Here is a 25267-nt window from a genome sequence, read left to right as displayed (position 1 = left end):
TGTTTCGCGGACAACCGCATCCGCATCCACCCCGACGACTCAGCCCTTGCGAGAGCCGGTGACCCCATCGCCGGAATCGCACTGCGCCCGCCAGCCGTTTATCAGGAGGTCGAACACCGTCTCCACAGCCGCGCGTGGATCGCGTCGGCCCCTGGCCAGGGTCGGCAGCTCCAGGACGAACCGCGCGAGCGCCGAGCATGCGAGATCGTCCACCTCCCGGCCCAGCTCCTCCGCGATCACGGCGCCGAGGGCGCTCGCATGCCGCATCCACATACGCTCCGCGTACTCGCGGAGCGCGGGCGTCCGGTCCACCAGCGCGGTGAGCTGACGCAGACGAGGATCAGACGCCAGCGGCACCCAGGACTCCAGAGCGTGGGCGCGGAGCGCCTCGACCACGTCCTGGCCCGCCGGCCGTTCACGGACGGCGGCGGCCAACTCGGCGTCGACGTCCGACTCACGGTCGAAGACCAGTGCCTCCTTGCTCGGGAAGTGCGCGAAGAGGGTCGTCGTCGACACGTCGGCCCTTTCGGCGATATCGCGGACGCTCACCTGTTCGAAACCGTGCTCCAGGATGAGCTCCAGGGCGGCGTCGGCGATGGCCTGCCTCGTCGCGGCCTTCTTGCGCTCGCGACGGCCGACGGTCGGGGATTCGGGCATGGTGTCACTGTACTTCATAACTGAAACGAAGCAGAAACTGGAACGGTTGCACTTATTGACTCGTTTCTGCTTTGGTGGTCTCCGTAGGGGTTGTCGCCCCGTGCGGGTCGCGGCACCGGTCGTCGCCGCGCCCTGGCGTCACCGGGAACCCCGACCGACGAAAGGAATCCACCGTGGAATCTCCGACGCCCGCCGACGCGCGGATCAGCATCATCGGGGCCGGGCCGGGAGGCCTCACCTGTGCCCGCGTCCTGCAGCGGCACGGCATCGCGGTGTCGGTGTACGACCGCGACGCCGAGACGAACTCCCGGAACCAGGGAGGCTCGCTCGACCTGCACGAGGAGGACGGTCAGCTCGCACTCCGCGAAGCGGGCCTGCTGGAGGAGTTCTTCGCGCTCGCCAGGCTCGAAGGGCAGGAAATGCGCCAGATGGACCGATCGGGGCGCGTCCTTGACCACCATCTGCCGGACGAGGGCGAAACGGCCAGGCCCGAGATCGACCGCGGACAGCTCCGCGATCTCCTGCTGCGCTCACTGACCGCGGGAACGGTTCAGTGGGGGCGCACTCTCGAATCGGTGAGCGGACCGGCCGACGGGCCGCGCACGCTGACGTTCACCGACGGCTCGGCCGTCGAGACGGATCTTGTGATCGGTGCGGACGGAGCCTTCTCACGCGTCCGCGCCGCCGTGTCGCCCGCGACACCGCGCTACACCGGGGTCAGCTTCCTCGAGGCATGGTTCGACGACATGGAGCACACGCACCCCGAGCTTTCCCACCTGGTCGGGAAGGGCAGTGCCCACATCGCCGACGGCGAGCGCGGCCTCTTCGCGCAGCGAAACAGCGGCGGTCACATGCGCGTGTACATCATGCAGCGCGTTCCCGTGGACTGGATCGCGGCGCTTGGGCTTCGCCCCGAGGACACCAAGGGCATCCGCGGGCATCTGCTCAGCGAGTACGCGGCCTGGTCACCGCAGATGCTCCGGATGATCGCCGACAACGACGGCGCCTACGTCGACCGTCCGCTCTTCGCCCTGCCGGTGCCGCACACCTGGGAGCACTCGCGCAGTGTCGCGCTCCTCGGAGACGCCGCACACCTCATGCCACCGCTCGGCGTCGGCGTCAACCTCGCCATGCTCGACGCCGCCGAACTCGCGCTCGCACTCGTCGGCTCCTCCACCATCGGCGGCGCCGTGGACACCTACGAGAAGTCGATGCTCCCTCGCTCGGCCCGGATGGCCCAGATGCTCGAAGGCGGCGCCGACCATCTTCTGTCCGCGCCCGGCCCCGACGAGAACGAGCTGTTCGGCCGAAGCCGGCCCTGACACGCGCTCCGGCTCGGTGCGCCATCGGGGACGACGGTGCGCCCGCCCGGGGAGATCGTCCTCGCTCGGGAAGGCACGCGGGGCGGTGGTGCGGAAGATTCGCGTCCGCGCTGGTGTTGAATCGTGCCGAGACACGACCAGTCGACGCGACGATGGGACGGAAGTCATGCCGCTTGAGGGCGAGTACGAGCCCAGCCCCGCGCAGTGGGTGCGGGACCAGGTGGAGTTGTACGAGGGGTCCGGTGGGACCAAGGGAACGACGCTGATGGACACCGGACTGCCCGTCATCATTCTCACGACACGCGGTGCCAGGAGCGGCAAGATCCGCAAGACCCCGCTGATGCGCGTCGAGAACGACGGACGCTACGCCGTGGTCGCCTCGAAGGGCGGCGCTCCCGAGCACCCGGTCTGGTACCACAACGTCACCTCCGATCCGCACGTCGAGCTCCAGGACGGGCCCGTGCGCAAGGAGTTCACGGCCCGGGAGATCACCGGCGAGGAGAAGGCCCAGTGGTGGGAGCGCGCGGTCGCCGCGTATCCCCCGTACGCCGAGTACCAGACGAAGACCGACAGGGAGATCCCGGTCTTCGTGCTGGAGCCGACCGACTGACACCGGAGGCACCCGCGCACGGGGAAGGGCCCGTACCGGCACATGCACCGGTACGGGCCCTTGTCCGTGCCCCTCGGCGACCGCGGCCACCACAGGACGCTCCCGGACGTCCCCCGCATCGGTGCGCATGAACGTCCGGGCGCCGGGCACCCGGACGTCAGGCCCCGCCGCGTCCCCCCGTCGCGGCGGGGCTCCCCGTTGTCTCGTCGCCGGTGCCTTCCCGGTCGCTCGCCCCGCGCTCGCCGCGGCGCGCGGCCGCCCGTGCCACTCGGGCGTCGGTCACGTCGAGGAAGATCTGGTCGGCTTCGGGGAACGTGTGGGCGACCGAGCGTTTGATGCGGACGGCGACCTCCTCGACCTCCTCGCTGTCGAGCCCGGGGACCAGGTCGATCCGGGCGGCCACCAGGGTCGAGTCGAGGCCCAGTTCCATGGTCAGCAGCGCCTCGACGCTGTCGATCTCGGGCTGCGCCTTCAGCAGTTCACGGATCCGGCCGCTCCGCTCCTCGTCGATGGCCCGTCCGATGAGCTGCTCGCGCGCGTCCCGGCCGAGCCAGAAGGCGATGCACACGAGGAGCAGCCCGATGGCGAAGGAGGCGGAGGCCTCCCACACGACCTGGCCCGTGACCATGTGGAGCACCATCCCGACGATCGCGAGGCTCACACCGAGCACCGCCGTGCCGTCCTCGGCGACGACCGTGCGCAGGGCGGGGTCCCGCATTCCGTCGCCGCCCCGTCCGCGTGCCTGGTGGAGTGCCCGCAGCAGCGAGCCGCCCTCGGCCAGCAGGGCCACGCCGAGCACCGCGATGCCCACCATGTAGCCCCCGAAGGATTCCTCCGCCCCGTTGCGCAGCGCCTCGAAGCCCTGGAAGAAGGAGAAGCAGCCGCCCATGACGAAGATGCCGACGGCCGCGAGCAGTGACCAGAAGAACCGTTCCTTGCCGTAGCCGAAGGGATGCCTGCGGTCGGCGGGGCGGCGGCTGCGGCGGAGCGCGGCCAGCAGGAACACCTCGTTCATGCTGTCCGCCACGGAGTGCGCGGCCTCCGAGAGCAGGGCGGGAGAACCCGCGATCAGGCCGCCCACGGCCTTGGCCACGGCGATCAGCAGGTTCGCGCCCAGTGCCACGATCACGGTGACCCTGGTTCTGCTGTCCGAGCCGTCCTCCTTCTGCCGCTTCTGCCGCTTCTGCCGCGCCGAAGGGTCGCGATCCGTCGTTTCCTTCGTTTCTTCACCACTCACACCCGCCGGTTTCCCCTGGCTCCCCACCTCACACCGGGCCGGCCGACAGAATCGGACCGAGGGGTACGGGTGCCGCACATCGGGCACCCGTACCCGGTGGGAGAGGGCCGGCGCACGCCCGCGGCCTCGGGAGCGAAGAAGGAGCCTCAGGTGTCCAAGAAGCAGAAGAAGCGCCAACTGTCCCTGGCCTACAAGCCGATCGGCTTCGTGCTGAGCTGGGCCGGAGGCTCCCTGGCCGGTCTCGCCTTCCAGAAGACCTGGATGGCGATACGTCACGAGGAGGACGCCCCCGACGCCCTGGACAAGGACCGCGGCTGGGGCGAGGTGCTGCTGGCCGCAGCCCTCCAGGGCGCGATCTTCGCCGTCGTGCGCAGCGCGGTGGACCGTTCGGGCGCGAAGGCCATCGAACGCTCCACCGGGGTGTGGCCCTCTCGCGACAAGTCCGGCCGCGACTGAGCCCGGCTCGGCGGCCGGGCCCCCCAGCCGGTTCCGGCCGAGGGGCCCGGCCGGTTCCCGCGGAGGAACCCGGCCGGCTCCCGCGGCGGGCCGGTCAGCCCTGCTTGGGGGCCGTCGACCGTACACAGCGCAGGGTGAAGGTGTGTCCGGCCGGGTCGGCGTAGCCGCGTTCCTCGTACGGGCCGGACGCGTCCTTCGTGTCGAGCGGCCGGCCGCCCAGGCCGACCACCACGAGCTCCACCTGGTCGAGGTCGTCCACGTGGAGGTCGATGTGGGCCTGGAAGGCGTTCTCGGGACGCGGCCAGCTGGGCGGGGTGGCGTTCCCGTCACGGCGGAAGGCCATCCGCATCCCGTCGGTGCCCTTGATCTCGACGCGGTTCGCGCTCGCGTCCGTCTCCTCGGCGTCGAGCAGTTCCTTGTAGAACGCGGCGAGCTTCTCGGGCTCGGCGCAGTCGAGCACCACGACGGCTGCCGTGACCAGTGCCATGTTTCCTCCGTGATGGGGTTCCGGGACGACGGGGCGGCGTCCGGCCGCCACAGCCCTGTCGTCCCGGGTTACCCGGTCCGGGGAATTCAGTCGGCCACCAGCCACTCGCCGTCCCGCATGAGGTCGCGGCCGGAGATCTCGTTGGCCTCGCGCCAGGCCTGCACGCGCTGCGGCGTGACGCTGAAGTACTGGTAGTGCGCGGTGAGTTGCCGCGGGTCGAAACCGGTCCTGGTCGCGAACGCGTCGCCGGTTCCGTCCGGCAGTTCGCCGGCTTCGAGTGTCCGCACGGTGCCGTCGATCATGACCACGTCGCGGGTCGGGCCGATGCCGAGCCGTACCGTGCCGGTCGTCCGCAGGTTGCGGCCCGTGGGGCCGGCGGCCAGGGTGGCCAGCAGCACGGTCGTCCCGTCCCAGAGGTAGGACAGCGGGACCAGACAGGGCGTTCCGCCGGCGCTGTCGGCGGTCGACACCCAGGCGTCGACATCGCTCTCCAGGCGGTCGAGGGTGTCCTGCTTGCGCTGCTTGCGGGTGCGTGCGGGCGGGTTCATCTGCGGACAGCCTCCTGGTCGACGACGTAAGGGCGGCACACGTGCGAAGAGGGCGAGCGAGTCGCTCCGCCGGTATGACGGCCGAGCCTGCCTCAGTGTGACGGGCCGGGTGGACGCTGTGGCGTCCCCTTCGTGTCCCCGGCGCCCGTGATCTCCGCGAGCCGGGCCGCCGCCGCGCTCAGCAGCATGTCGAGCGCCGTCGGATAGGCGCTGCGTCCCATGTCGAGCACGAGGTGGTGGGCGGTGGCCGCGATGTTCGGGTGGCTGCCGGCGGGGAGCCGGGCGTACTTCGCCCGCCATACGCCGGCCTCGGCGTCCCGTGCGGCCCGGGGCAGGGCGACACTCGCGGCGTCCAGGGCCGCGAACGCGAGCGCCTGGTCGACGAAGGCGTGGTAGATCCGTACGGCCTCGGGGTCGGGGAATCCGGCGCCGCGCAGCACCCCGATGACCGTCTCCACCGCCGCGATCTCGTGGACCCGCCCGGTCACCCGGTAGGAGCTGAGCACGGCGGCCTGCGGATGGGCGAGGGACCCGGAGTGCACGCGCAGGCCGAGGTCCCGGAGGTCGGCGCGCCAGTCCCCCGTGGGACGCCAGGTGCGCAGCGTCCGGCCGATGAGCTCGTCGGCGATGGCGAGCAACAGGTCGTCGGTGTCGCGGAAGTAGCGGTAGAGGGCGCTGGGGTCGGCGCCCAGGGCGAGGCCGAGGCGGCGCACGGTGAGCGCGTCGGCGCCGTGCTCCTTGAGCAGGCGCAGGGCGGTCTCGACGATCAGTTCCTCGGAGAGGACGACGCCGGTCTTGGTGGGGCGTCTGCGCCGCCGGGCGGCGGGTGGGACGACTCGGTCGTTCATGGACGTCATGGCGTCTCCCTCCGGTGCGGGCACCTTATGTCAACAGCGTTGACCTGTTAAGGCCGCGGGCAGTTTCATTTCCGGTCATCGGGCCTGAATCAGGCCCCGGGTGCGATCGGAGCAGGCCATGACGCAGAAGCCGTACGGTGTGGATCCCCCGTCCTTGCCCAAGACGCTCGGCGTCATGGACGGTGTCGCCATCGCCGCCTCCAGTACGGCGGCGACGACCAGCATCGGCATCGGTCTCGGGGTGACGGCCGGGGTGGTCGGGCTGCATCTGCCCGCGATCATGCTGCTGGCCTTCCTGCCGATCCTCGGGATCGCGGGCGCCTTCTCCCGGCTGAACCGGGTCGAGCCGAACGCGGGCAACGGCTATGTGTGGGTGGGCCGTTCGCTCAGCCCCTGGCTGGGGTTCCTGGTCGGCTGGGCGAGCATCGTGGCCACGGTGGCGTTCCTCGCGTACACCACGGCGGTGACCGGCTCGGCGATGATCCAGCTCGCCGGTGAGGCGGGCCTGCGCACGGTGGCGGGTCTGGCGCTCGATCCGGGCTCGACCGCGCAGACGACGGCGGTGGGCGTCGTGGTCCTCGTCGCCGTAACCCTGACCGCGGTGACCGGGGTCAGGAGCGCCGCGCGGCTCCAGGGCGGCCTGCTGGTCTTCGAGTACGTCGTCCTGCTGGGCTTCTGCGGATACGGCATCGTCGCCGGGCCTCACCCCTTCAGCCTGAGCTGGTTCGACCCGTTCCAGATCCCGTCCGCGACGGCGCTGGCCCAGGGGTTGCTGCTGTCGGTGTTCTGCTACTGGGGTTTCGAGGCGGCGTTCAGCGTGAACGAGGAGGTCCGCGATCCTCGGGACGCCTCCCGGGCCGGGACCATCACGCTGGTGACCATGCTGGGGCTGTTCGTGCTCGGCTCGGTGGCCTTCCAACGCGTGCTGTCCGAGGACGAGTTGGCCGGCCACGGCGCCGAGGGGCTGGCCTTCCTCGGGAACCGGCTCGCCGACCAGCCGCTGGCCGCGCTGCCCCTGGTGGCGCTGATGTTCTCGGCGGTCGCCTCGCTGCAGGCCGGGGTGATCCCGACGGCGCGCGGGATGTTCGCGATGAGCCGGGACCGTACGCTCGGGCCCGTGTGGTCCAGGGTCAGCGCCCGGTACGGGACCCCGGCGATCGGCACGCTGCTGATCGGCGCGACGGCCGTGGTCGTGGCCACGCTCTCGCTGGTGATTCCCCGGCTCGCCGACATGATCATGGCGACGGTCAACGCGGTCGGGATCGTGGTGGCGCTGTCGTACGCGCTCATCGCTCTCGCGGCGGCGGCCCGCTTCCGCGGTCTGCTCCGCGAGGACTGGCGGGAGGGGATACGCGCGGTCGTCCTCCCCACGCTGAGCGCCCTGGCGCTGCTCGGCCTCGGCGGCTATCTGACCTGGTCGTTCTACACCTCGACCGACCACTTCGAGGTCAGCGCGGACAACGGCTGGTTCCTGCTGCTCGCCCCCACCGTGATGATCGCCTCGGGCTTCCTGGCCGCCGCGTGGGCCAAGTGGGTCCGCAGATCCCCGTACTTCACCACGGGACAGGGAACGGACGCGGACGCGCCCCAGCTCCTGGCCACGCCCAACTGATGCGACCGAGGGCCTCTGGCCACTCCGACGAAGGAAACGGAACCATGCACGCTGACCTTCTCTTCACCGGCGGCCCGGTGTTCACCCCCGAGGGCCGATCCGTGACCGCGGTGGCCGTCACCGGCGAGCGGATCACCGCCGTGGGGAACGCCGAGGTCCACGACCTGATCGGTCCTGGCACCGAGGTCGTGGACCTGGCCGGGCGGCTCCTGCTGCCCGGGTTCCAGGACGCGCACGTCCACCCGGTCCCGGCGGGCCTGGAACTCGCCCAGTGCGACCTCACCGGCGCGAAGACGGCCGAGGACACCGTGGCCGCCGTCCGCGCGTACGCCGACGCCCACCCCGAGCGGGAGTGGATCACCGGCGGCGGCTGGTCCATGGAGGCGTTCGCGGGCGGTACGCCGACCAGGGAGCTGCTGGACGCGGTCGTACCGGACCGGCCGGTGTACCTGCCCAACCGGGACCATCACGGCGCCTGGGTCAACAGCCGCGCCCTCGAACTCGCGGGCGTCGGCCGCGATACACCCGACCCGGCCGACGGGCGGTTCGAGCGGGACGCGTCGGGTGAGCCGACCGGCATGCTGCAGGAGGGGGCCATGCAGTCCGTGAGCCGGCTCACCCCCGCGGCCACGCCCGCCGACCGGCTCGCCGCCCTGCTGCACGCCCAGCGGTATCTGCACGCGCTCGGCATCACCGCCTGGCAGGACGCCATCGTCGGCACCTTCCTGGGCATGGAGGATCCGTCCGAGGCGTACCTGACGGCGGCCCGCGACGGTTCGCTGACCGCGCGGGTGGTCGGCGCCCTGTGGTGGGACCGGGCGCGGGGCGCCGAGCAGATCCCCGAACTCGTGGAGCGTCGGGCCGCGTTGGAACACGGTAGATTCCGGGCGACCAGCGTCAAGCTGATGCTGGACGGGGTCGCGGAGAACGGCACCGCCTCGCTCATCGACCCCTACCTCGACAAGTGCGGCTGCGCCACGGCGAACCGGGGCAAGAGCTTCATCGACCCGGCTCAGCTGCCCGCGTACGTGACCGAGTTGGACGCGCTGGGCTTCCAGTGCCATTTCCACGCGCTCGGCGACGGGGCCGTACGTCACGCGCTTGACGCCGTGGAGGCGGCGCGGAAGGCGAACGGGCCGAGCGACACGCGCCCGCATCTGGCGCACCTCCAGGTCGTGCACCCCGACGACGTGCCTCGCTTCGCGCGGCTCGGCGCCACGGCGAACATCCAGCCGCTGTGGGCCGCCCACGAACCGCAGATGGACGAGCTGACCATTCCGTTCCTGGGGCCCGAACGCGCCGCCTGGCAGTACCCGTTCGGTTCGCTGCTGCGCTCCGGCGCGCGCCTGGCGGCCGGCAGCGACTGGCCGGTCAGCAGCCCCGACCCGCTCCAGGGCATCCATGTCGCGGTCAACCGGGTGAGCCCGGACGAGCCGGGACCGGTGTTCCTGCCGGCCGAACGCATCGGCCTGGAGGCCGCGTTGACGGCGTACACCGCGGGAACGGCGTACGCGAACCATCTCGACGACACCGGCAGCGTGCGGGTGGGCGCCCTCGCGGATCTCGTCGTCCTGGACCGCGACCCGTTCGCGGGACCACCGGAGGCGATCAAGGAGACCGGGGTCGCGCTCACGTACGTCGGAGGGGAGCGCGTGTACGCGGCGCCGGACGCCTGACCGACCTGGCGTGACTTCTTGGACAGTCGTCCAGCTATAGTGGACGCCTGTCCAAGAAGTCACGAGGCGTATCGGAGCCTGCCGACGATGGAAACGGTCGCGAACGTGCTGGTGGGCCTGGTGGCCGCACTGCACGTGTACATCCTGGTGCTGGAGATGTTCCTGTGGGAGAAGAAGCCGGGGCGGGGGCTTCACGGGTTCGACGCGCAGATGGCACGGGCGACCGCGCCGCTCGCCGCGAACCAGGGGCTCTACAACGGATTCCTGGCCGCGGGCCTGGTGTGGGGGCTGATCGCGGCGGACCCCACCGGCCATGACGTGCAGGTCTTCTTCCTCTGCTGTGTCGTGGTCGCGGGCGTGTACGGATCGGTCACCGCGAACCGCCGGATCCTCTTCGCCCAGGCCGTGCCGGGCGCGCTCGCCCTCGCCGCCGTCCTGCTCGCCGGATGACGCCGGACGACCCGCGCGCCGCCCGGACCCGCGCGCGGCTGCGGCAGGCGCTGCTGGACGAGTGCTCCGAGCATCCGCTGGAGGAGATCGGCGTCGCAGCCCTGGTGCGGCGGGCCGGGGTCGGCCGGGCCACGTTCTATGTGCACTACGCCGACCTGGAGGCGCTGGCGGTCGACGCGTGCGCCGATGTCGTACGGGATGCCGTGGAGGCGCTGCACGCCTGGCGCGGCCGCCCCGACCCGGTGTCCGCGCCGCCCGCCCTGCGCGCCTTCTTCACCGAACTCGCCCCGCACACCGGTCTGTACCGCGCGTTGCTGAGTCCGGGCGGCGGTGGCCCGCTGGGCCGCGTGCTCCATCGCGACCTGCGGGCCCGCAGCCTGGCCGAGCGCACCCTCGCGGGCGCGCCGGACGCGCCGCTCGTCGCCTCCGCGGTGGCCGCCACCTTCGCGGGCGTCCTCGCGGACTGGCTGCACGGCCTGCTGGAGGGCACCCCGGACACGGTCGCGGACCAGGTGTGGCAACTGCTCGTCGCGCTGCACACGAGCCGGTGACGCGCGGGGCCGTACGGACGCGTCCGGGTGCCTGCGGGCGGGCCCCGGCGCGGTTCGCCGGGAACCCGGACGGATCACAGGTCGCACCGGTCCCCGGACGCCGGCCCGGGCACTGCGGCCGGCCCTCGGCGACGACGGCGTGACCGATCGCCCTTCGGTCAGCGGGTGGTCTGGAACGTGCGACGGTACGTCTGCGGCGAGACGCCGATCGTCGCCTGCAGATGCTGGCGCAGGGAGGCGCCCGTGGCGAAGCCGACCTCGCCCGCGATCCGGTCCACCGACAGGTCGCTGGCCTCCAGCAGATGGCGGGCGCGGGCGACGCGCTGCTGGACGATCCAGCGACCGGGACTCAGGCCCACCTCGTCGTTGAAGCGGCGGGCGAAGGTGCGCAGGCTCATTCCCGCGTGGGCGGCGAGATCGGTCAGGGTCAGCGGGTCGCCGAGGCGGGCCAGCGCCCAGTCACGGGTGGCGGCGGTGCTCGCCGTCGAGGGCTCCGGCACGGGCTGCTCGATGTACTGGGCCTGGCCGCCCTCGCGCAGCGGCGGGACGACGCAGCGCCGGGCGACCCTGTTGGCCAGTTCACTGCCGTGGTCGCGGCGGACGATGTGCAGGCAGATGTCGATGCCGGACGCGGCACCGGCCGAGGTGAGGATCTCGCCGTCGTCGACGAACAGGACGTCCGGGTCCAGGTCGACCCGCGGGAACATGCGCCGGAACGCGTCCGACACGCACCAGTGCGTGGTCGCCCGGCGACCGTCCAGCAGCCCGGCGGCGGCGAGGACGAACGCGCCCGTGCAGATGGAGACGACGCGGGTGCCCGGACGGATGAACGCCAGGGCGGCGGCGACCTCGTCCGAGAGGGCGCCGGTGACCCGGTCCGGGGTGACGGCGGCGATGACCACCGTGTCCGCCGTGCGCAGGGCCTCGGGGCCGTGATCGACGGTGATGGAGAAGTCGGCGTCGGTGCGCACCGGACCTCCGTCGACGGTGCAGGTCACCACCTCGTAGCGGCCTTCCGCCGCGCCGAAGATCCGGCTGGGCATGCCCAGCTCGAAGGGATAGACGCCGTCGAGCGCCAGGACCACGACCCGCTCCACCTGCTGCATGGCACGATCTTATCGAATATTGGCGATTCTGCCATTTCCCGATGAAGCGCGCCCCGGCAGGCTGGTTCACCATGAACACTGTGAACACGATGCGAGCCATCCGCCAGAACGTCCTCGGCGGTCCCGAGGTTCTTGAGGAAGTGACCCTGGAGCGGCCCGCGCCGCGGCCGAACGAGATCCTGGTCCGGGTACGGGCCGCCGGGGTCAACCCGACCGACTGGAAGCACCGCGCGACCGGAGGATTCCTCGGCGAGCCGCCCTTCGTCCTCGGCTGGGACGTCTCCGGCGTGGTCGAGGCGACCGGGATCGGCGTCGCCCTCTTCCAGCCCGGGGACGAGGTCTTCGGCATGCTGCCCTACCCCTTCGGCCACGGATCGCACGCCGAGTACGTGACCGGTCCGGTCCGCGCCTTCACCCGGAAGCCGTCGGTGCTCGACCACACGCAGGCCGCCGCGCTCCCGCTGGTCTCGCTGACCGCTTGGCAGGCGCTGACCGAACAGGCCGAGGTGCGGCCGGGGCAGCGGGTGCTGATCCACGCGGCGGCCGGCGGGGTCGGCCATGTGGCCGTGCAGATCGCGAAGTCCCTCGGCGCGTACGTGATCGGCACCGCCAGCGCGGGCAAGCACGACTTCCTGCGCTCCCTCGGCGTGGACGAGCCGATCGACTACACGGACGTCGACTTCGCCGAGGCCGTCCGCGATGTCGACGTCGTACTGGACACGATCGGCGGCGAGACCGGACTGCGCTCATTGCGCGTGCTGCGCCCCGGCGGAGTGGTCGTCTCCATCCTGCCGGTCGGGACCGACGAGTTCTACGAGGAGGCCGAGCGGCTCGGGGTCCGCGCGGTGCGGATGCTCGTCGACGCCGACCAGGCCGGGATGAGGGCGGTCGCGGATCTGGTCGAGAAGGGCGCGCTGCGTCCTACGGTCGCCGAGACCTTCCCGCTGGCCGACGCCGCCAAGGCGCACGCCCTGGGCGACACCGGCCGGACCGCGGGGAAGCTCGTCCTGGTGGTCGACTGACGGCAGTGGCGCGCACGGATGGCCAACTCGCCGCGCACAGCAAAGACATATGTCAATCGAACATGCTGGAATTCACTTCAACGAGGGTAACTTGCAGAGCAAGGAACGGATTTGCATCCGCCGGTGCCCGGGGTCGTGTTCAGTGATCACTTGACGTATCGTCGCCCCGGCCCCCGGTGACCCTGTCCTCCTGCCTTCGGGAGCAGGTCAACAGCCGGCTGGAGGTGATGTCCGCGTGGCGAGCGACCCCGCACCGCCCACCAGGCATCTGCGTATCCACCATGACCGCGGTCATGTGGTGTTGGAGTTGCACGGGGAGATCGACCTGCTCACCACGACGGAGATCACCCCGCTCCTGGACGCGGTGACCTCGGACCCGGCACCGCAGGTCGTGATCGACCTGCGGTGCGTCGAGTTCTTCGACTGCTCGGGTCTGCGGCTGCTGTACCGCGCCAGACGCCGGGTCCTCGACCGGGGCGGACGGCTGCACCTGGTCTGCGACCATCCGCTGACGCTCCGCATGTTCCGGGTCACCGGGCTCTCGCGGATCCTGCCGCCCTACGCCTCGCTGGAGGAGGCGCTGAGCCGTCCGGAGGCCACTTCGGACCTGTCCTGACAGCCCGGCGAACCCCGCCGCCTACTCCCGGATCTTCGTGACCTGCCCGGCGCCGACCGTCCTGCCGCCCTCGCGGATGGCGAACTTCAGCCCTTCCTCCATCGCGATCGGCTGGATCAACTGCACCTCCATGGTGGTGTTGTCGCCGGGCATGACCATCTCCGTCCCCCTGGGCAGGGTCACGACTCCGGTCACGTCCGTCGTGCGGAAGTAGAACTGCGGCCGGTAGTTGTCGAAGAACGGCGTGTGCCGGCCGCCCTCGTCCTTGGAGAGGATGTAGGCACGCGCCTCGAACCGGGTGTGCGGGGTCACCGAACCCGGCTTGATCACGACCTGCCCCCGCTCCACGTCCTCGCGCTTCACTCCGCGCAGCAGCAGCCCGACGTTCTCGCCCGCCCGGCCCTCGTCGAGGAGTTTGCGGAACATCTCGACGCCGGTGACCGTGGTGCGCGTCTTCTGCTCGTGGATGCCGATGATCTCGACCTCGCTGTTCACCTTCAGCACCCCGCGCTCGATCCGGCCGGTGACGACCGTGCCGCGGCCCGTGATGGTGAAGACGTCCTCGATCGGCAGCAGGAACGGCCGGTCCACATCACGCACCGGTTCCGGCACGAACGCGTCGACGGCCGCGAGGAGTTCGAGGATCGTCGCGCTCCACTTCGGGTCGCCCTCCAGCGCCTTCAGCGCGGAGACCCGGACGACCGGGACGTCGTCGCCCGGAAACTCGTACTCGCTGAGCAGTTCGCGCACTTCGAGCTCGACGAGTTCCAGGATCTCCTCGTCGTCCACCATGTCCGTCTTGTTGAGCGCGACCACGATGTACGGGACACCGACCTGCCGTGCCAGCAGGACGTGCTCCTTGGTCTGCGGCATCGGTCCGTCGGTCGCCGCGACCACGAGGATCGCGCCGTCCATCTGCGCGGCCCCCGTGATCATGTTCTTGATGTAGTCCGCGTGCCCGGGGCAGTCCACGTGCGCGTAGTGCCGGTTCTCCGTCTGGTACTCGACATGGGCGATCGAGATCGTGATGCCGCGCTGCCGCTCCTCGGGCGCCTTGTCGATCTGGTCGAACGGCGTGAACGGGTTCAGATCGGGGAAGCGGTCGTGCAGCACCTTGGTGACGGCCGCCGTCAGCGTCGTCTTGCCGTGGTCGATGTGCCCGATGGTGCCGATGTTCACATGCGGCTTGGTCCGCTCGAATTTCGCCTTGGCCACTGCGAGCCCTCCTGATCACCTGGGTGACACCGAGCGTTGCTCCGCGGCTTCCCGGCCGGGCGCGGCAGCCGCTCCTGGTGACCGAGCGGTGGGGAGGGAAGTTCCGCTCCCTCCTGTCTATTCGTTCCGCGGCGCGTCGAACAGTGCGCTGACGGACTCACCGTTGTGAATGCGCCGCACCGCCTCCGCGAGCGCCGGGGCGATGGACAGCACGCTCAGCTTCTCCGTGTGCTCCTCCGCCGGGATCGGCACGGTGTTGGTGCAGACGATCTCCAGTACGTCGGGCTGTTCGCTGAGCCGCTTGAGCGCGCCCGCCGCGAACAGCCCGTGGGTGCAGGCGACCCGGATCGACCGCGGCCCCAACTCGCGCAGCCGCTCCAGGAGTTCGAGAACCGTGCTGCCCTTGGCGATCTCGTCGTCCAGCACGATGACATCGCGTCCGGAGATCTCACCGATGACGGAGCTGATACTCACCCGGTCGTCGGCGAACCGCTGCTTGGCACCGGCGGCCACCTGGGCCCCGATGAGCCGCGCGAAGGCCGCGGCCTCCTTCGCGTTGCCGAGATCGGGCGAGACCACCGTCGTACGCGACAGGTCGTTGGACCGGAAGTGCACGGCCAGTTCGCGAAGGGCGTGCAGATGGTCGACCGGCACCGAGAAGAAGCCGTGCACCTGCGGGGAGTGCAGCGTCATCGCGAGGACTCGGCTGGCGCCGGCCGCCACCAGCAGATCCGCCACGAGCCGGCCTCCCATGGAGATCCGCGGCATGTCCTTCTTGTCCGAACGGGCGTACGAATAATGGGGCATGACCACGGTGATCCGCCCCGCGGAGGCACCGCGCGCCGCGTCGCACATCATCAGCAGCTCGACGAGATGTTCCTGCACCGGAGTGACAAGAGGCTGCACCAGGAAGACATCACGCTCGCGGCAGTTGGCCTGGAGCTGGACCTCCAGGCAGTCATTGGCGAACCGGCTCACACGGGTCGGGCTGAGGGGCACACCGAGGTGCGCGCAGAGCTCGGCCGCGAGCTCGGGATGGGCACTACCGCTGAACACGGCGATGTCACGCACGACCGCTCCTCGCATGATCGAACCGGGTTGCGTCGCCGGTTGGCAAGATCGGCCCGGAGTGCGTACCTCATGCTACTGGGCACCTTTCGGACCCTCGACCGGGGAAGGAAACCAGTTGCGGACCACCGCCCTGGTCGCGCCATGATGTCGCGACCAGCACCTCTCACCAGGGGTGCCCCTCGATCACGGGAGAACGAATGCGCCGTTTCCTCGGAATGCCTCAGCGCCCCCACCGGACGACCGGCTTCGAGGAATCGACTACGCATGCACACCCTGAACATCGGAATTCTGGCCCACGTCGACGCGGGTAAGACCAGCCTCACCGAGCGACTCCTGTTCGACGGTGGCGCCATCGACCGGCTCGGCAGCGTCGACTCCGGGGACACCCGTACGGATGACGGAGTGATCGAACGGCTGCGCGGGATCACGGTCCGCTCCGCCGTCGCCGCGTTCCACGTCGGAGACGTACAGATCAACCTGATCGACACCCCCGGGCACTCCGACTTCATCGCCGAGGTAGAGCGGGCCCTGGAGGTCCTGGACGGGGCGGTACTGCTGCTCTCCGCCGTCGAAGGCGTCCAGGCGCAGACCCGCGTCCTGATGAAGACCCTGCGGCGGCTCGGCCTGCCCACGCTGATCCTCGTCAACAAGATCGACCGGGCGGGAGCGCGACAGGAAGAGCTCCTCGACGACATCCGGCGCCTCCTCACGCCGTACGCGATCCCGCTCTCGCGAGTGACCGGCATCGGCACCAAGGCAGCCCGCGTGCTGCCGCGCCCCCTCGACGACCTCGCGGCCGTCACCCTCGCCGAGGTCGACACTCACGTCCTGGCCACCCTCGTGGACGGACCGTCGCCGACCCAGGACGATCTGCGGACCGCGCTGACGGCGCGTACCGGCGACGGATCTGTCCACCCGGTCTACTTCGGGTCGGCAATCGGCGGCCAGGGCGTCGCCGCGCTGGCCGAGGGGCTGACCCGGCTGGTCCCCCGACCGCTCTCCCCCGCCGACGCCGCCCCGCGAGGCACGGTCTTCGCCGTAAGGACCGCACCGGGCGGCGAGCGCACGGCCTATCTGCGGTTGTACGAGGGTGAGGTGACGCACCGTCAACGACTGTCCCTCGTACGCCGTGAGGCAGACGGCCGAACCCGAGAGGTACCGGGCCGGGCACGGGATCTGGAGGTGATCGGCCGCCCGGGGGCGGCATCCCTCACCGCAGGCGACATCGCCTCGATCCGCGGGATCCCCGGCGTCCGGGTCGGCGACCGGCTCGGCCAAGTCACCGACCGCGCACCGCAGTTCGCCGCGCCCACGCTGGAGACACTGGTACGGGCGAAGCACCCTGAGCAGGCGGCCGCACTGCGCACCGCCCTGTTCACGCTGTCCGACCAGGATCCCCTGCTGCACGCGAGGCCGGCCGTCTCCGGCAGCACCGCGCTCCTGCTCTACGGGGAGGTCCAGAAGGAGGTCCTCGCGGCCACGCTCGTACAGGACTTCGGCATCGAGGCAGAGTTCGAGCCGAGCCGGGTGCGGCTGCTGGAACGGCCCGACGGGACCGGTGAGGCATGCGAGGAGATCCAGCGGCATGGCCACACGGGGTTCTGGGCGACGGTGGGCCTACGAGTCGAGCCGGGGCCGCGCGGCTCCGGTGGCGTCTTCGCGTACGAGACCGAACTCGGCGCACTCCCCCGGGCGTTCCACCAGGCGATCGAGGACACGGTCCACGCAACCCTGCTGAACGGGCCGCACGGCCGGCCGGTGACCGACTACCGCGTCACCCTGATCCGCTCCGGGTTCGCCGCGCCGCTCAGCACCGCCGCGGACTTCCGCGGACTGACCCCGGTCGTGCTGCTGCAGGCCCTGGAGCGGGCGGGGACGCGCGTGTACGAGCCCTACCACGCGTTCGAGGTGGAGATCCCGGCCGACGCGCTCGCCCCGGTGACGGCCGAACTCGCCTCCGCCCGAGCCGAGTTCAAGGAGACGACCGGGGGTCGTGACACCTGGGTGCTCACCGGCGAACTGCCCGCCCGGAAGGTGCGGGAGATCGAGCTGCGGCTGCCGGGGCTGACACACGGCGAGGGCGTCTGGTGGTCCCGGCTGTCGGGAGACAGGGTGGTCAGGGCGGTGCGCTAGTGTCCTTCGCCGGAGATCCGTCGGCCGAAGCGGGCGAGGGGTTGGTCGGCCGGACGGGCGAATCGCGCGTCCGGCGAAGTACGCCGCCCGGTTCTCGTGCCCTCGCTGTCCCGCGTGCGGGACAACTTCAGTACGACGAGGATCGCAAGACCCGCGGGTACCCGCGCCGTCAGGTGGATCCCCCGTTGACGCCACGCATGCACGGACCCCGACGCCGGCTCCGCCCCCTGCGGGGATCATCCCTCGGCGCCCTGGCCACGATGCGGGCCGTCGGACCTGCCTGACGCCTGACCGCCACTCTCAAGCCGCCTCTGCCTTGCCTGCCGAATATCGTCGATCTCATTGGGTGGAGGCCCAAGTCCCCCTACCCTGAACCAGTGTTGCCGCAGGAATGTCGCGCCATTCGCTGCGGTACGGGGGGAGGGGTGCATGCCACAGAGACAGTCGGTGGTTCTTTCACCGCGGGAGCGGATCCTGCGGGAGGTCGTCAGGGTCCTCGCGGAGGCCGCCGCACTGAGAGACAGTCAGGGGCGGCTCCAGTGGCGCCGTGAGCTGTTTGAGCTCTTGGACGGAGACGAGTGGGCCGAGTTCGCCACCGCGCAGCAGGAGTTCGTGGAAGCCACTCGTTTCTGTGCGAGACAAGTCGGTGGCCTCGACGCACTCGTGGAGGCCACTTCCCTTGTGGCGCCGGCAACCCGGCATCGTCTGGCGCCACTTGCGGAAGAGGTCCACGCCATGGACTTCTACGGCGGCCGGGACTGGGAACCCTTGCGTTCCGCTCTTCAGGTTCCGGTGCACGAACTCAACGCGACAGTCGCCCTGATCATGGGCGACAGGATCCGGCTGCCCGCCTACTGCGACACCGCCTGGCGCGCGTTTGTCCATCTGTCAGGCCGCAGTGCCCAGCCGGGCACGGTGCTGTCGCCCGGCATGGTGCTCCTTGAGCATCTCGCGCTGCATGCGGATCTGGCCTCATCTGTCGGGGAGTTCTACGCGTGGAACGACCATTTCGCTGAGATGTGGGAGTTAAATGATCTTGAAGGGGGCCTCCGCGAGTTACGGGAATCCCTGAGCGCGCAAGGCTCCCTCGCCGATGTGTTCCATTCGCGTGCGCCCAGACCGGCCGGGCTTTCCCTGGAGAAGGTGCCCGCGTCGGCGACTCGTCCCGTGATCAGGATGTACATCAAACTGGCGCCGGACCTTGCCCCCGCGGAGAGCAGCGGGAGGCGGAACGTCCGCCGAGGGCACCGCTACTGGATCTCTTCCCGTGTGAGGTATGCCGAGTCCGCCGGTCTCCACCACGAGGACGAGGGTGAAGGGCTGGAGCCGGTACCGAGGTCACAGCTACCGGCCGCAGTGGCCAAGCTGCTCACGCGCATGGCCACACTGTGGCGGGATCGCGCCGAGGACGTCGTCCTGGAATTCTTCCTTCCGACGGAACTGCTCAACGAGCCGGTGGAGTGGTGGGACCGAGATCCCACGCGCCCCTACCCCAATCCCCTGTTCAGCAAGTACCCGGAGATCTTCTTGCACAGCCTGGAGCGCCTGCAGCGCCGGGATCTCCATCATGGATGGCGCCTTCGCTGGGCCCGGTGGAAGAGCGATCCGGACAGCGCCGGCGTCCACTGGTGCGAACCGGAGGAGGGCCGCAGCATAGGCGATCACCTGCAGTTCCTGGACGCGCAGATCGGTCAGCAGGACGACGTCGTCGCCATGGTCTTGAGCGAACCCCCGCTGCCACGCAATGCCGCCGGAGTGGGCGAACTTCGCATCGGGCTGGACTTGGGTGTTCCGGTCTTCATCCACCACCGGGAAAGCGTGACAGAGGAGTTCCGCAGCGTGGTGCGGGAAGGGCTAGCCGAAGGCGGTCTGGCCAAGCTTCCCACTTATGCCCGACAGTGGAAGGGCAGTTCCGCAACTCGCGGAAGTAGCGTTCCGAACGCCCTGGTTCGGCACATGAGCCTGATCTGGGACGACCCCGAACACTTGCTGGACGGCGGGGCAAGTGCACCTGCCTCATTCGTGGGGGGTATCGAATGAGCGGACCCGACAGGAACTTACGCCCCTCCAATGGCACCGCGTCCAACGGATTGCTGTACAGCGGCACCGGCGTCCCACCGGCCGGAGCGGCACCCTACGGAGAACGGCAGTGGCCACCGGGCCCGCGCTGGCGGACCTTTGACGGAGGGCCTGAACAGCCGCAGCCACCTGATGACGCGGAGGCGGATCGGCGCCTGGGCCCCGCGGAACCCGTCAGGCGTCCACTCGCTGCGGAGATCCGGATGGTGAACGCCGCCATCCTTCTGCGGCGCCCTCTGCTGGTCACGGGGCGGCCAGGAGTCGGTAAGTCGACATTGGCGTATCGCATCGCACGTGAGCTGGGGCTGGGCCGCGTGCTGCAATGGCCCGTCACCAGCCGCACCACTCTGGCCTCCGGCCTGTTCGAGTATGACGTGATCGGCCGCGCCCAAGCCGGGCAGGCCTGGTACGCGGCTCAGCACAAGGCCGCGGATCCGAGCGACGGCACCGGCTCGGCGGCATCGGACCATCCCACCCCCCTGGACATCGGTGACTTCATCCAACTGGGTCCGCTGGGAACCGCCCTGCTACCGCATCGACTTCCGCGGGTGCTGCTCATCGATGAGCTGGACAAGGGCGACAGCGATCTCCCGAACGATCTGCTCACGCTCTTCGAAGACGCCTGGTTCGCCGTTCAGCCTCTCGTTCGAGTGAAGCGTCAAGCACAAAACGTCACCGTCTACACGGCGGATCCGGGCAGAACCGCTTCAATTCAAGACGGAATCGTAAAAACTCGAACATTCCCCATCGTGATCATGACCTCGAACGGTGAGCGGGAATTCCCCGAGGCGTTTATGCGTCGCTGCCTGCGGCTTGATATACCGGAGCCCGGACCAGAGGCACTGGGCGCGTTGGTCGCTGCGCACTTCGCCGACCGGTTGGGAGATGTGCGGGAAAGGCTCGTCCAGGACTTCATGACACGCAGCGCGCAGGTCGACGGCTTGGCCGCCGACCAGCTACTCAATGCCGCACACCTGGTCACATCGGGCGCCTACTCCTACCGTGAAGAAGACCGTGCCGAGTGGCAGGCTGTCCTGGAGGCCATTTGGCACCCGCTGAACGGAGACGGAGCAGACTGGGGTGCCTGACCGACCGCCGAAACTCAACGGTCGCGCGGCGGACGGCGGACACGGTGATCCGGCGCCGGCCACGGACGGCACACCCATGTCCGTCACCCGGCTGCACGCCCGCGAAATCGCCGACGCACTGTGGCTGGCCCAACACCACTCGGACGTCGCCGCCTTCACCGGGTGCGACGAGGCACCCGATACCCGATCAGCGCAGCAGCACTTCCCGCCGCTCCCCACGGACGCAGGACAAGCGCCGACATCGGACACCGTGGTTCCGCCCCCGACGGAGCAGCCGCGCAGCGCGGAATCGACCCCTTCCCCCGCACACGACTCCCCGGACACCCCAGCCTCCGAGCACCGGCCACACCACCACTCAGCCCAAGTGCCCGCACAACGCCCGGCTCAGGACGCTCCCCCACGGGCTCTGCCCACCCGTGGCAGCGAGCGGAAGACGGCACGCCCACGATCCCGGTCCTTCTCTCCCACCGGACTCGAGTCAGCAGCGGTCGCCCGGGCCCTGGAGCCACTGCGCCGTCCGGCGATGACCTATCGCGCCCAGCAGATCGACCCGCAAGGCACAGCCGAACGACTGTCGTTCGACCCCGGCCTGCCCGCGGTCATGCAGCCCGGACCGGCGCCACGCTGGGACGCCGTTCTGGTTCTGGACGTCTCACCCCGCATGGCGGTCTGGCGCCACGCGGTCTCACGCTTCGCGTCCTTGCTGCACCGGCACGGCCGCTTCGGGAAGTTCAAGGTCGTGCACCTCGACGCCCCCGGCCCGTCGCCTCAAGACGTAACCGTCCGCGATCCGAACGCAGCAGCGTCCCGGCACTCGCCCCGACGACTGGTGGATCTCAGCGGACGCACGATGATTTTCGTCCTCACGGACGGGTTAACCCCCGTCTGGCAATCTGCCATGCACCCCCATCTGGCCACCTGGTGCCGGCATCAGCCCACCGCGGTTCTCAACGTCCTGCCGCAGCGGCTGTGGCACCGCACGGCATTGAACGCACAACGGGTGCGACTGCGCTCGTCCGGACCCTGGCATGCCGGGATGCCCTGGGAGTACGCCGAACCTCTTGGCGCCCCCCGGAAGCAACCGGGTCAGACCCCGGTCCCCATGCTGGAGCTGTCCGGTGACTGGCTGGCCCCGTGGACACACTTCGTCGCGGACGACGGACCACGCAGCACCGATGTGCCCGCCGTCGTAGTCTCATTGCACCAACGCGCGCCCCGCACCGACGAACTCCCCCGTGAGCCGTCAGAACGGAGCGCGGCGGAGAGAGTGGCCACCTTCCGAGCCTGGGCCTCTCCCGGCGCTTTCCGCCTCGCCACACGCTTGGCGACGGCACCCCTAGAGCTCGCGCTGATGAAATCACTCCAACAGCGCACGCTTCCGCGCACGGGCCCGGAGCAAATGGCCGAATTCCTTATGAGCGACCTTGTGAAGCCCGCTTCAGGGCCGACCGCGGGGTTCTCATTTCACCCTGGTGTCCGCGAGGAAGTACTGGCTGCGAGCACCCGCCAGGCAACCGAACTCGCCACACGGACAGCGGCCGAATTACTCGCCCCGCACAGCGACGTTGCCGCGGAGATGCTCGCCTACCTCGAAGGGGAGACAACTGCGAGGCCCGAAGTGAACCAGGAGAACCTGCCTCAGCGCGAGATTGAACGCGCGGTCCTCGAATCACTCTCCGGATCCCACATCAGCCGGGCGCGACTGATTGGACAGTTGATCCAGGCGCATGAAAACTCGGATCAACACACGGACGAATCGACACGCGGCGAGATTCCAACCACCACGCACACGGAAAGCTATGGCATAGTGAATGAATCAAATATCCCCGAGGCGCCCGTCCTTACCGAGATCGGTCCGGTTGAGACTGGCACACCTCCCGGAGAGGCGCCAGTGGTATCAACTTATCCCGCTACCGCACCGCGGTTGAATCTTGACATCACTCGCTCCAAGCCGCCCGGACCCATGCGGCCTTCGGTGTGGGGGAATATGCCACCGCGAAATCTCGTCTTCACCGGACGCGAGGATCTACTGAACCGGCTGGAGCGGGAACTCCGCGACGGCCCGACCGCGGTACTTCCGCACGCCCTCCACGGACTGGGCGGCGTAGGAAAGTCGCAGCTCGCGCAAGAATTCGTATACCGCCAGGCAAGCCGGTACGACATCGTCTGGTGGATCCCGGCGGAACGCCCCACACAGATCTCACAGGCACTTGTCGAGTTGGCCCACCGCCTGCACCTGCCCGTCAGCAGTGAGGCCATCACTGCCGTGCCGGCCGTACTCGAAGCTCTCCGCACCGGTACCCCATTCAGCAAATGGCTACTGGTGTTCGATAACGCGGAAAGCCCGGAAGCCGTCCAGGACTTCTTCCCCAGCGGCGCGGAGAGCGGCCCGACGGGCTCCATCATCATCACCTCCCGCAACCCACAGTGGAACACGTTGGCTCGCCCCCTGGAAGTAGATGTCTTCGAACGCGAGGAGAGCATCCAGCTCCTCCAACGCCGCAATCCCGACCTGTCCGAGACCGAGGCTGACCAGCTCGCCCACGTCCTGGGCGACCTGCCGCTGGCGGTCGAGCAGGCATCAGCGTGGCGAGCCGAGACCGGCATGCCGGCAGCCGAGTATCTACGCCTGTTCGAAGAGAAACGTGCAGAACTAATGACTGTATCCCCACCAACGCATTACGAGCAGACTGTGGCAACCGCCTGGAACGTCTCCCTGGACCACCTGGCGAGCAAGAACCCAGCCGCACTGCAGCTACTGCAGATCTGCGCGTACTTCGCCCCCGAGCCGATCGCCCGCTCACTCTTCTCCGGGGCCCCCGTCCAACCCATCGCCCCCGACCTCGACCGCGCTCTCACCGACCCACTGCGGCTGGCCCGAGCCATCCGGGAAATCAACCGGTACTCCCTGGCGAAAATCGACCACCGCAACAACAGCATCCAAATGCACCGACTGGTGCAAGCAGTACTGGTTGCGCGTATGACCGAAGAGCAGCGAGAGCGTATGCGGAACGGCGCGCACCTGCTCCTTGCCGCCAATGCCCCACGTGATCCGCGCGACCCCGACCACTGGGCCCGCTTCGGTGACCTGTACCCCCATGTGGTGGAATCGGGCGCCATCGAATCCGAGGTCGGCAACGTCCGCCAGCTGATCATCAATACGGCCGAGTACCTCTACTTCTGGGGCGACCACGAAAGCGCCCGGGAGTTCGGGCAGAGGGCCTACGAGCAGTGGGTGGAGAAGTACGGAGAAAGCGATCAGCAGACGCTGCTCCTGTGCCGCGGTCTCTGGTACGTCCTCTGGCGCATGGGACGCTACGGAGAGGCGGCGGAACTGAGCCAGCGCATGCTGGCAGCGGTCCGAGAGCTGGGTTCGGACGCCGAGGAAGAACTCCTGTCCACAATGGGGTCCGTAGCCATTGACCGTCGCTCCCATGGCGACTTTCTCGGCGCGCTGTCCATCGCCCAGGAAGTTCACGAAAAGGCCGTGCAGGCCTATGGCGAGGAAGACCCCCTCACCCTCGACCACACGCACAATCTCGCCGTAGCCCTTCGCGCATGCGGCCTCTATCACCAGGCGCTCAAACTCGACGAGGAAACCTGGCGGCGCAATGTCCTCATCTACGGAGAGGAAGCCTACGACAGCCTGCTCTCCGAAATGGGCCTGGCGCTCGACCGCCGCGAGGCCGGTGACTACGCACTCGGCGCGCGGATGTTCGAGGAGATCGTAGAGAAGTACCGCACCGTCTTCGGCGAAACGAACCCACACACCCTGCGGGCCGCGGCCCGACTGGCCGTGTCGCGCCGCAAGGCCGGGGACCACGAATCTGCCTACGAACTGAGCCTCCAGGCAAGCAAAGCGCTCACCGACCGCTACGGCGAGCGCAGCCCCGACTCCCTGGTCGCCTCACTCAACCTCTCCGTCGACCTGAGGCAGCTCGGCAACCTGGAAGAGGCCCTCAGCCTCGGCGAGAGGACCCGCGACCTGTACGTCGAGGTTTTCGGCTCCCGTCACCCCGACACTGTCGCAGCCGACATCGACCTCGCCATCACTCTGCGTCTGGTCAATCAAGCCGACGCGGCTCGCTCGCTCAACGAGAGCGCACTCGAACGCGCGCGAGCAGCACTCGGTGACGACCACCCCACGGTGCTCGTCTGCGCGGCCAATCTCGCCAGCGACCTGTACGCGCAGGGAGACGCCGCCGCCGCCCTCGAACTCGACCAGCACACCCTGGAGAGGGTCAATGCCACTCTGGGGGAGCAACACCCCACCGCGCTGGCGCTGATGAGCAACATCAGCAGCGACCTCCGTGCCCTGCGCCGCATCGACGAGGCCGATGTGATGCATGCGGCAGCGCTGGAGGGCCTCCGAACAAGGCTGGGGCCGAACCACCCCGCTTGCGCGAACGCGGAGGCCTGGCGCCGCGCCAACTGCGACGCCGATCCCATGCCATAGAGGCCGAAGCGGTCCTGG

21 protein-coding genes are annotated in these 25267 nt (G+C 69.5%); 13 read left to right on the top strand and 8 right to left on the bottom strand.

Annotated elements, in window-relative coordinates; genetic code table 11:
• Positions 1-39: 39 nt before the first annotated feature.
• Positions 40-657, bottom strand: coding sequence for a TetR/AcrR family transcriptional regulator (locus ACFYW8_RS00580; protein ID WP_389065081.1), 618 nt, complete (start codon positions 655-657; stop codon positions 40-42).
• Positions 658-830: 173 nt separating this feature from the next.
• Here ACFYW8_RS00580 and ACFYW8_RS00575 point away from each other — a divergent pair, with 173 nt between their 5' ends.
• Both ACFYW8_RS00575 and ACFYW8_RS00570 read left to right on the top strand, forming a co-directional pair.
• Positions 831-1979 carry an FAD-dependent oxidoreductase gene (locus ACFYW8_RS00575; RefSeq protein WP_389065077.1) on the top strand — a complete coding sequence of 383 codons (1149 nt, stop codon included), beginning with the start codon at positions 831-833 and terminating at the stop codon, positions 1977-1979.
• 166 nt (positions 1980-2145) lie between these two features.
• On the top strand, positions 2146-2589 hold the full coding sequence (locus tag ACFYW8_RS00570; protein WP_365872028.1) for a nitroreductase family deazaflavin-dependent oxidoreductase: 444 nt from the start codon (positions 2146-2148) through the stop codon (positions 2587-2589).
• A 157-nt stretch (positions 2590-2746) separates the two neighbouring features.
• On the opposite strand, the gene ACFYW8_RS00565 is transcribed toward ACFYW8_RS00570, so the two are convergent.
• Entirely contained in the window at positions 2747-3718 is a 972-nt protein-coding gene (locus tag ACFYW8_RS00565) for a cation diffusion facilitator family transporter (RefSeq protein ID WP_389066546.1), read from the bottom strand.
• A 258-nt stretch (positions 3719-3976) separates the two neighbouring features.
• Here ACFYW8_RS00565 and ACFYW8_RS00560 point away from each other — a divergent pair, with 258 nt between their 5' ends.
• Positions 3977-4282 (top strand): DUF4235 domain-containing protein, encoded by a 306-nt coding sequence (locus tag ACFYW8_RS00560; protein WP_365872024.1) that lies wholly within the window; start codon positions 3977-3979, stop codon positions 4280-4282.
• A 94-nt stretch (positions 4283-4376) separates the two neighbouring features.
• Here the strand turns inward: ACFYW8_RS00560 and ACFYW8_RS00555 are convergent, their stop codons facing one another.
• The 3 genes from ACFYW8_RS00555 to ACFYW8_RS00545 form a co-directional block, all read right to left on the bottom strand.
• Positions 4377-4769 carry a VOC family protein gene (locus ACFYW8_RS00555; RefSeq protein WP_365872022.1) on the bottom strand — a complete coding sequence of 131 codons (393 nt, stop codon included), beginning with the start codon at positions 4767-4769 and terminating at the stop codon, positions 4377-4379.
• An 86-nt stretch (positions 4770-4855) separates the two neighbouring features.
• Positions 4856-5317, bottom strand: coding sequence for a pyridoxamine 5'-phosphate oxidase family protein (locus ACFYW8_RS00550; protein ID WP_389065069.1), 462 nt, complete (start codon positions 5315-5317; stop codon positions 4856-4858).
• Positions 5318-5409: 92 nt separating this feature from the next.
• Complete coding sequence (locus ACFYW8_RS00545; protein ID WP_389066542.1) at positions 5410-6165, bottom strand: TetR/AcrR family transcriptional regulator; 756 nt, start codon at positions 6163-6165, stop codon at positions 5410-5412.
• A 127-nt stretch (positions 6166-6292) separates the two neighbouring features.
• Between ACFYW8_RS00545 and ACFYW8_RS00540 the strand changes: the two genes are divergently transcribed.
• The 4 genes from ACFYW8_RS00540 (at position 6293) to ACFYW8_RS00525 (ending at position 10463) form a co-directional block, all read left to right on the top strand.
• Positions 6293-7786, top strand: coding sequence for an APC family permease (locus ACFYW8_RS00540; RefSeq protein WP_389065065.1), 1494 nt, complete (start codon positions 6293-6295; stop codon positions 7784-7786).
• A gap of 44 nt (positions 7787-7830) precedes the next feature.
• Positions 7831-9462, top strand: a complete 1632-nt coding sequence (locus ACFYW8_RS00535) for an amidohydrolase (RefSeq protein WP_389065062.1) — start codon at positions 7831-7833, stop codon at positions 9460-9462.
• Between the two features lie 87 nt (positions 9463-9549).
• Entirely contained in the window at positions 9550-9912 is a 363-nt protein-coding gene (locus tag ACFYW8_RS00530) for a DUF1304 domain-containing protein (RefSeq protein ID WP_389065059.1), read from the top strand.
• A complete protein-coding gene (locus ACFYW8_RS00525) occupies positions 9909-10463 on the top strand; it encodes a TetR/AcrR family transcriptional regulator (RefSeq protein ID WP_389065056.1) in 555 nt (184 codons plus the stop codon). Before ACFYW8_RS00530 ends, ACFYW8_RS00525 begins: the two co-directional genes overlap by 4 nt.
• Before the next feature lie 158 nt (positions 10464-10621).
• Here the strand turns inward: ACFYW8_RS00525 and ACFYW8_RS00520 are convergent, their stop codons facing one another.
• Positions 10622-11569, bottom strand: a complete 948-nt coding sequence (locus ACFYW8_RS00520; protein ID WP_365872010.1) for a helix-turn-helix domain-containing protein — start codon at positions 11567-11569, stop codon at positions 10622-10624.
• A 71-nt stretch (positions 11570-11640) separates the two neighbouring features.
• On the opposite strand from ACFYW8_RS00520, the gene ACFYW8_RS00515 reads away from it, so the two are divergent.
• Positions 11641-12591, top strand: coding sequence for an NADP-dependent oxidoreductase (locus ACFYW8_RS00515; protein WP_389065050.1), 951 nt, complete (start codon positions 11641-11643; stop codon positions 12589-12591).
• 235 nt (positions 12592-12826) lie between these two features.
• A complete protein-coding gene (locus tag ACFYW8_RS00510) occupies positions 12827-13207 on the top strand; it encodes an anti-sigma factor antagonist (RefSeq protein ID WP_365872006.1) in 381 nt (126 codons plus the stop codon).
• 21 nt (positions 13208-13228) lie between these two features.
• On the opposite strand, the gene tuf is transcribed toward ACFYW8_RS00510, so the two are convergent.
• The gene (gene tuf / locus ACFYW8_RS00505) at positions 13229-14422 is read right to left on the bottom strand and encodes an elongation factor Tu (protein ID WP_389065043.1); all 1194 of its coding nucleotides are present in this window, start codon (positions 14420-14422) and stop codon (positions 13229-13231) included.
• A gap of 117 nt (positions 14423-14539) precedes the next feature.
• A complete protein-coding gene (locus tag ACFYW8_RS00500; protein ID WP_389065038.1) occupies positions 14540-15493 on the bottom strand; it encodes a ribose-phosphate diphosphokinase in 954 nt (317 codons plus the stop codon).
• A 264-nt stretch (positions 15494-15757) separates the two neighbouring features.
• Here ACFYW8_RS00500 and otr(A) point away from each other — a divergent pair, with 264 nt between their 5' ends.
• From otr(A) to fxsT, 4 genes are all read left to right on the top strand, one after another.
• Positions 15758-17626 carry a tetracycline resistance ribosomal protection protein Otr(A) gene (gene otr(A), locus ACFYW8_RS00495; protein ID WP_389065034.1) on the top strand — a complete coding sequence of 623 codons (1869 nt, stop codon included), beginning with the start codon at positions 15758-15760 and terminating at the stop codon, positions 17624-17626.
• A gap of 429 nt (positions 17627-18055) precedes the next feature.
• A complete protein-coding gene (locus ACFYW8_RS00490; RefSeq protein ID WP_389065030.1) occupies positions 18056-19666 on the top strand; it encodes a hypothetical protein in 1611 nt (536 codons plus the stop codon).
• 242 nt (positions 19667-19908) lie between these two features.
• A complete protein-coding gene (locus ACFYW8_RS00485; protein WP_389065025.1) occupies positions 19909-20793 on the top strand; it encodes an AAA family ATPase in 885 nt (294 codons plus the stop codon).
• Between the two features lie 76 nt (positions 20794-20869).
• On the top strand, positions 20870-25249 hold the full coding sequence (gene fxsT, locus ACFYW8_RS00480; RefSeq protein ID WP_389065022.1) for an FxSxx-COOH system tetratricopeptide repeat protein: 4380 nt from the start codon (positions 20870-20872) through the stop codon (positions 25247-25249).
• Positions 25250-25267 lie beyond the last annotated feature (18 nt).

Origin of the sequence: Streptomyces sp. NPDC002742 (assembly GCF_042888885.1) — a bacterium.
Lineage (GTDB): Bacteria > Actinomycetota > Actinomycetes > Streptomycetales > Streptomycetaceae > Streptomyces.
This window is presented reverse-complemented; position numbering and strand designations above follow the sequence as displayed.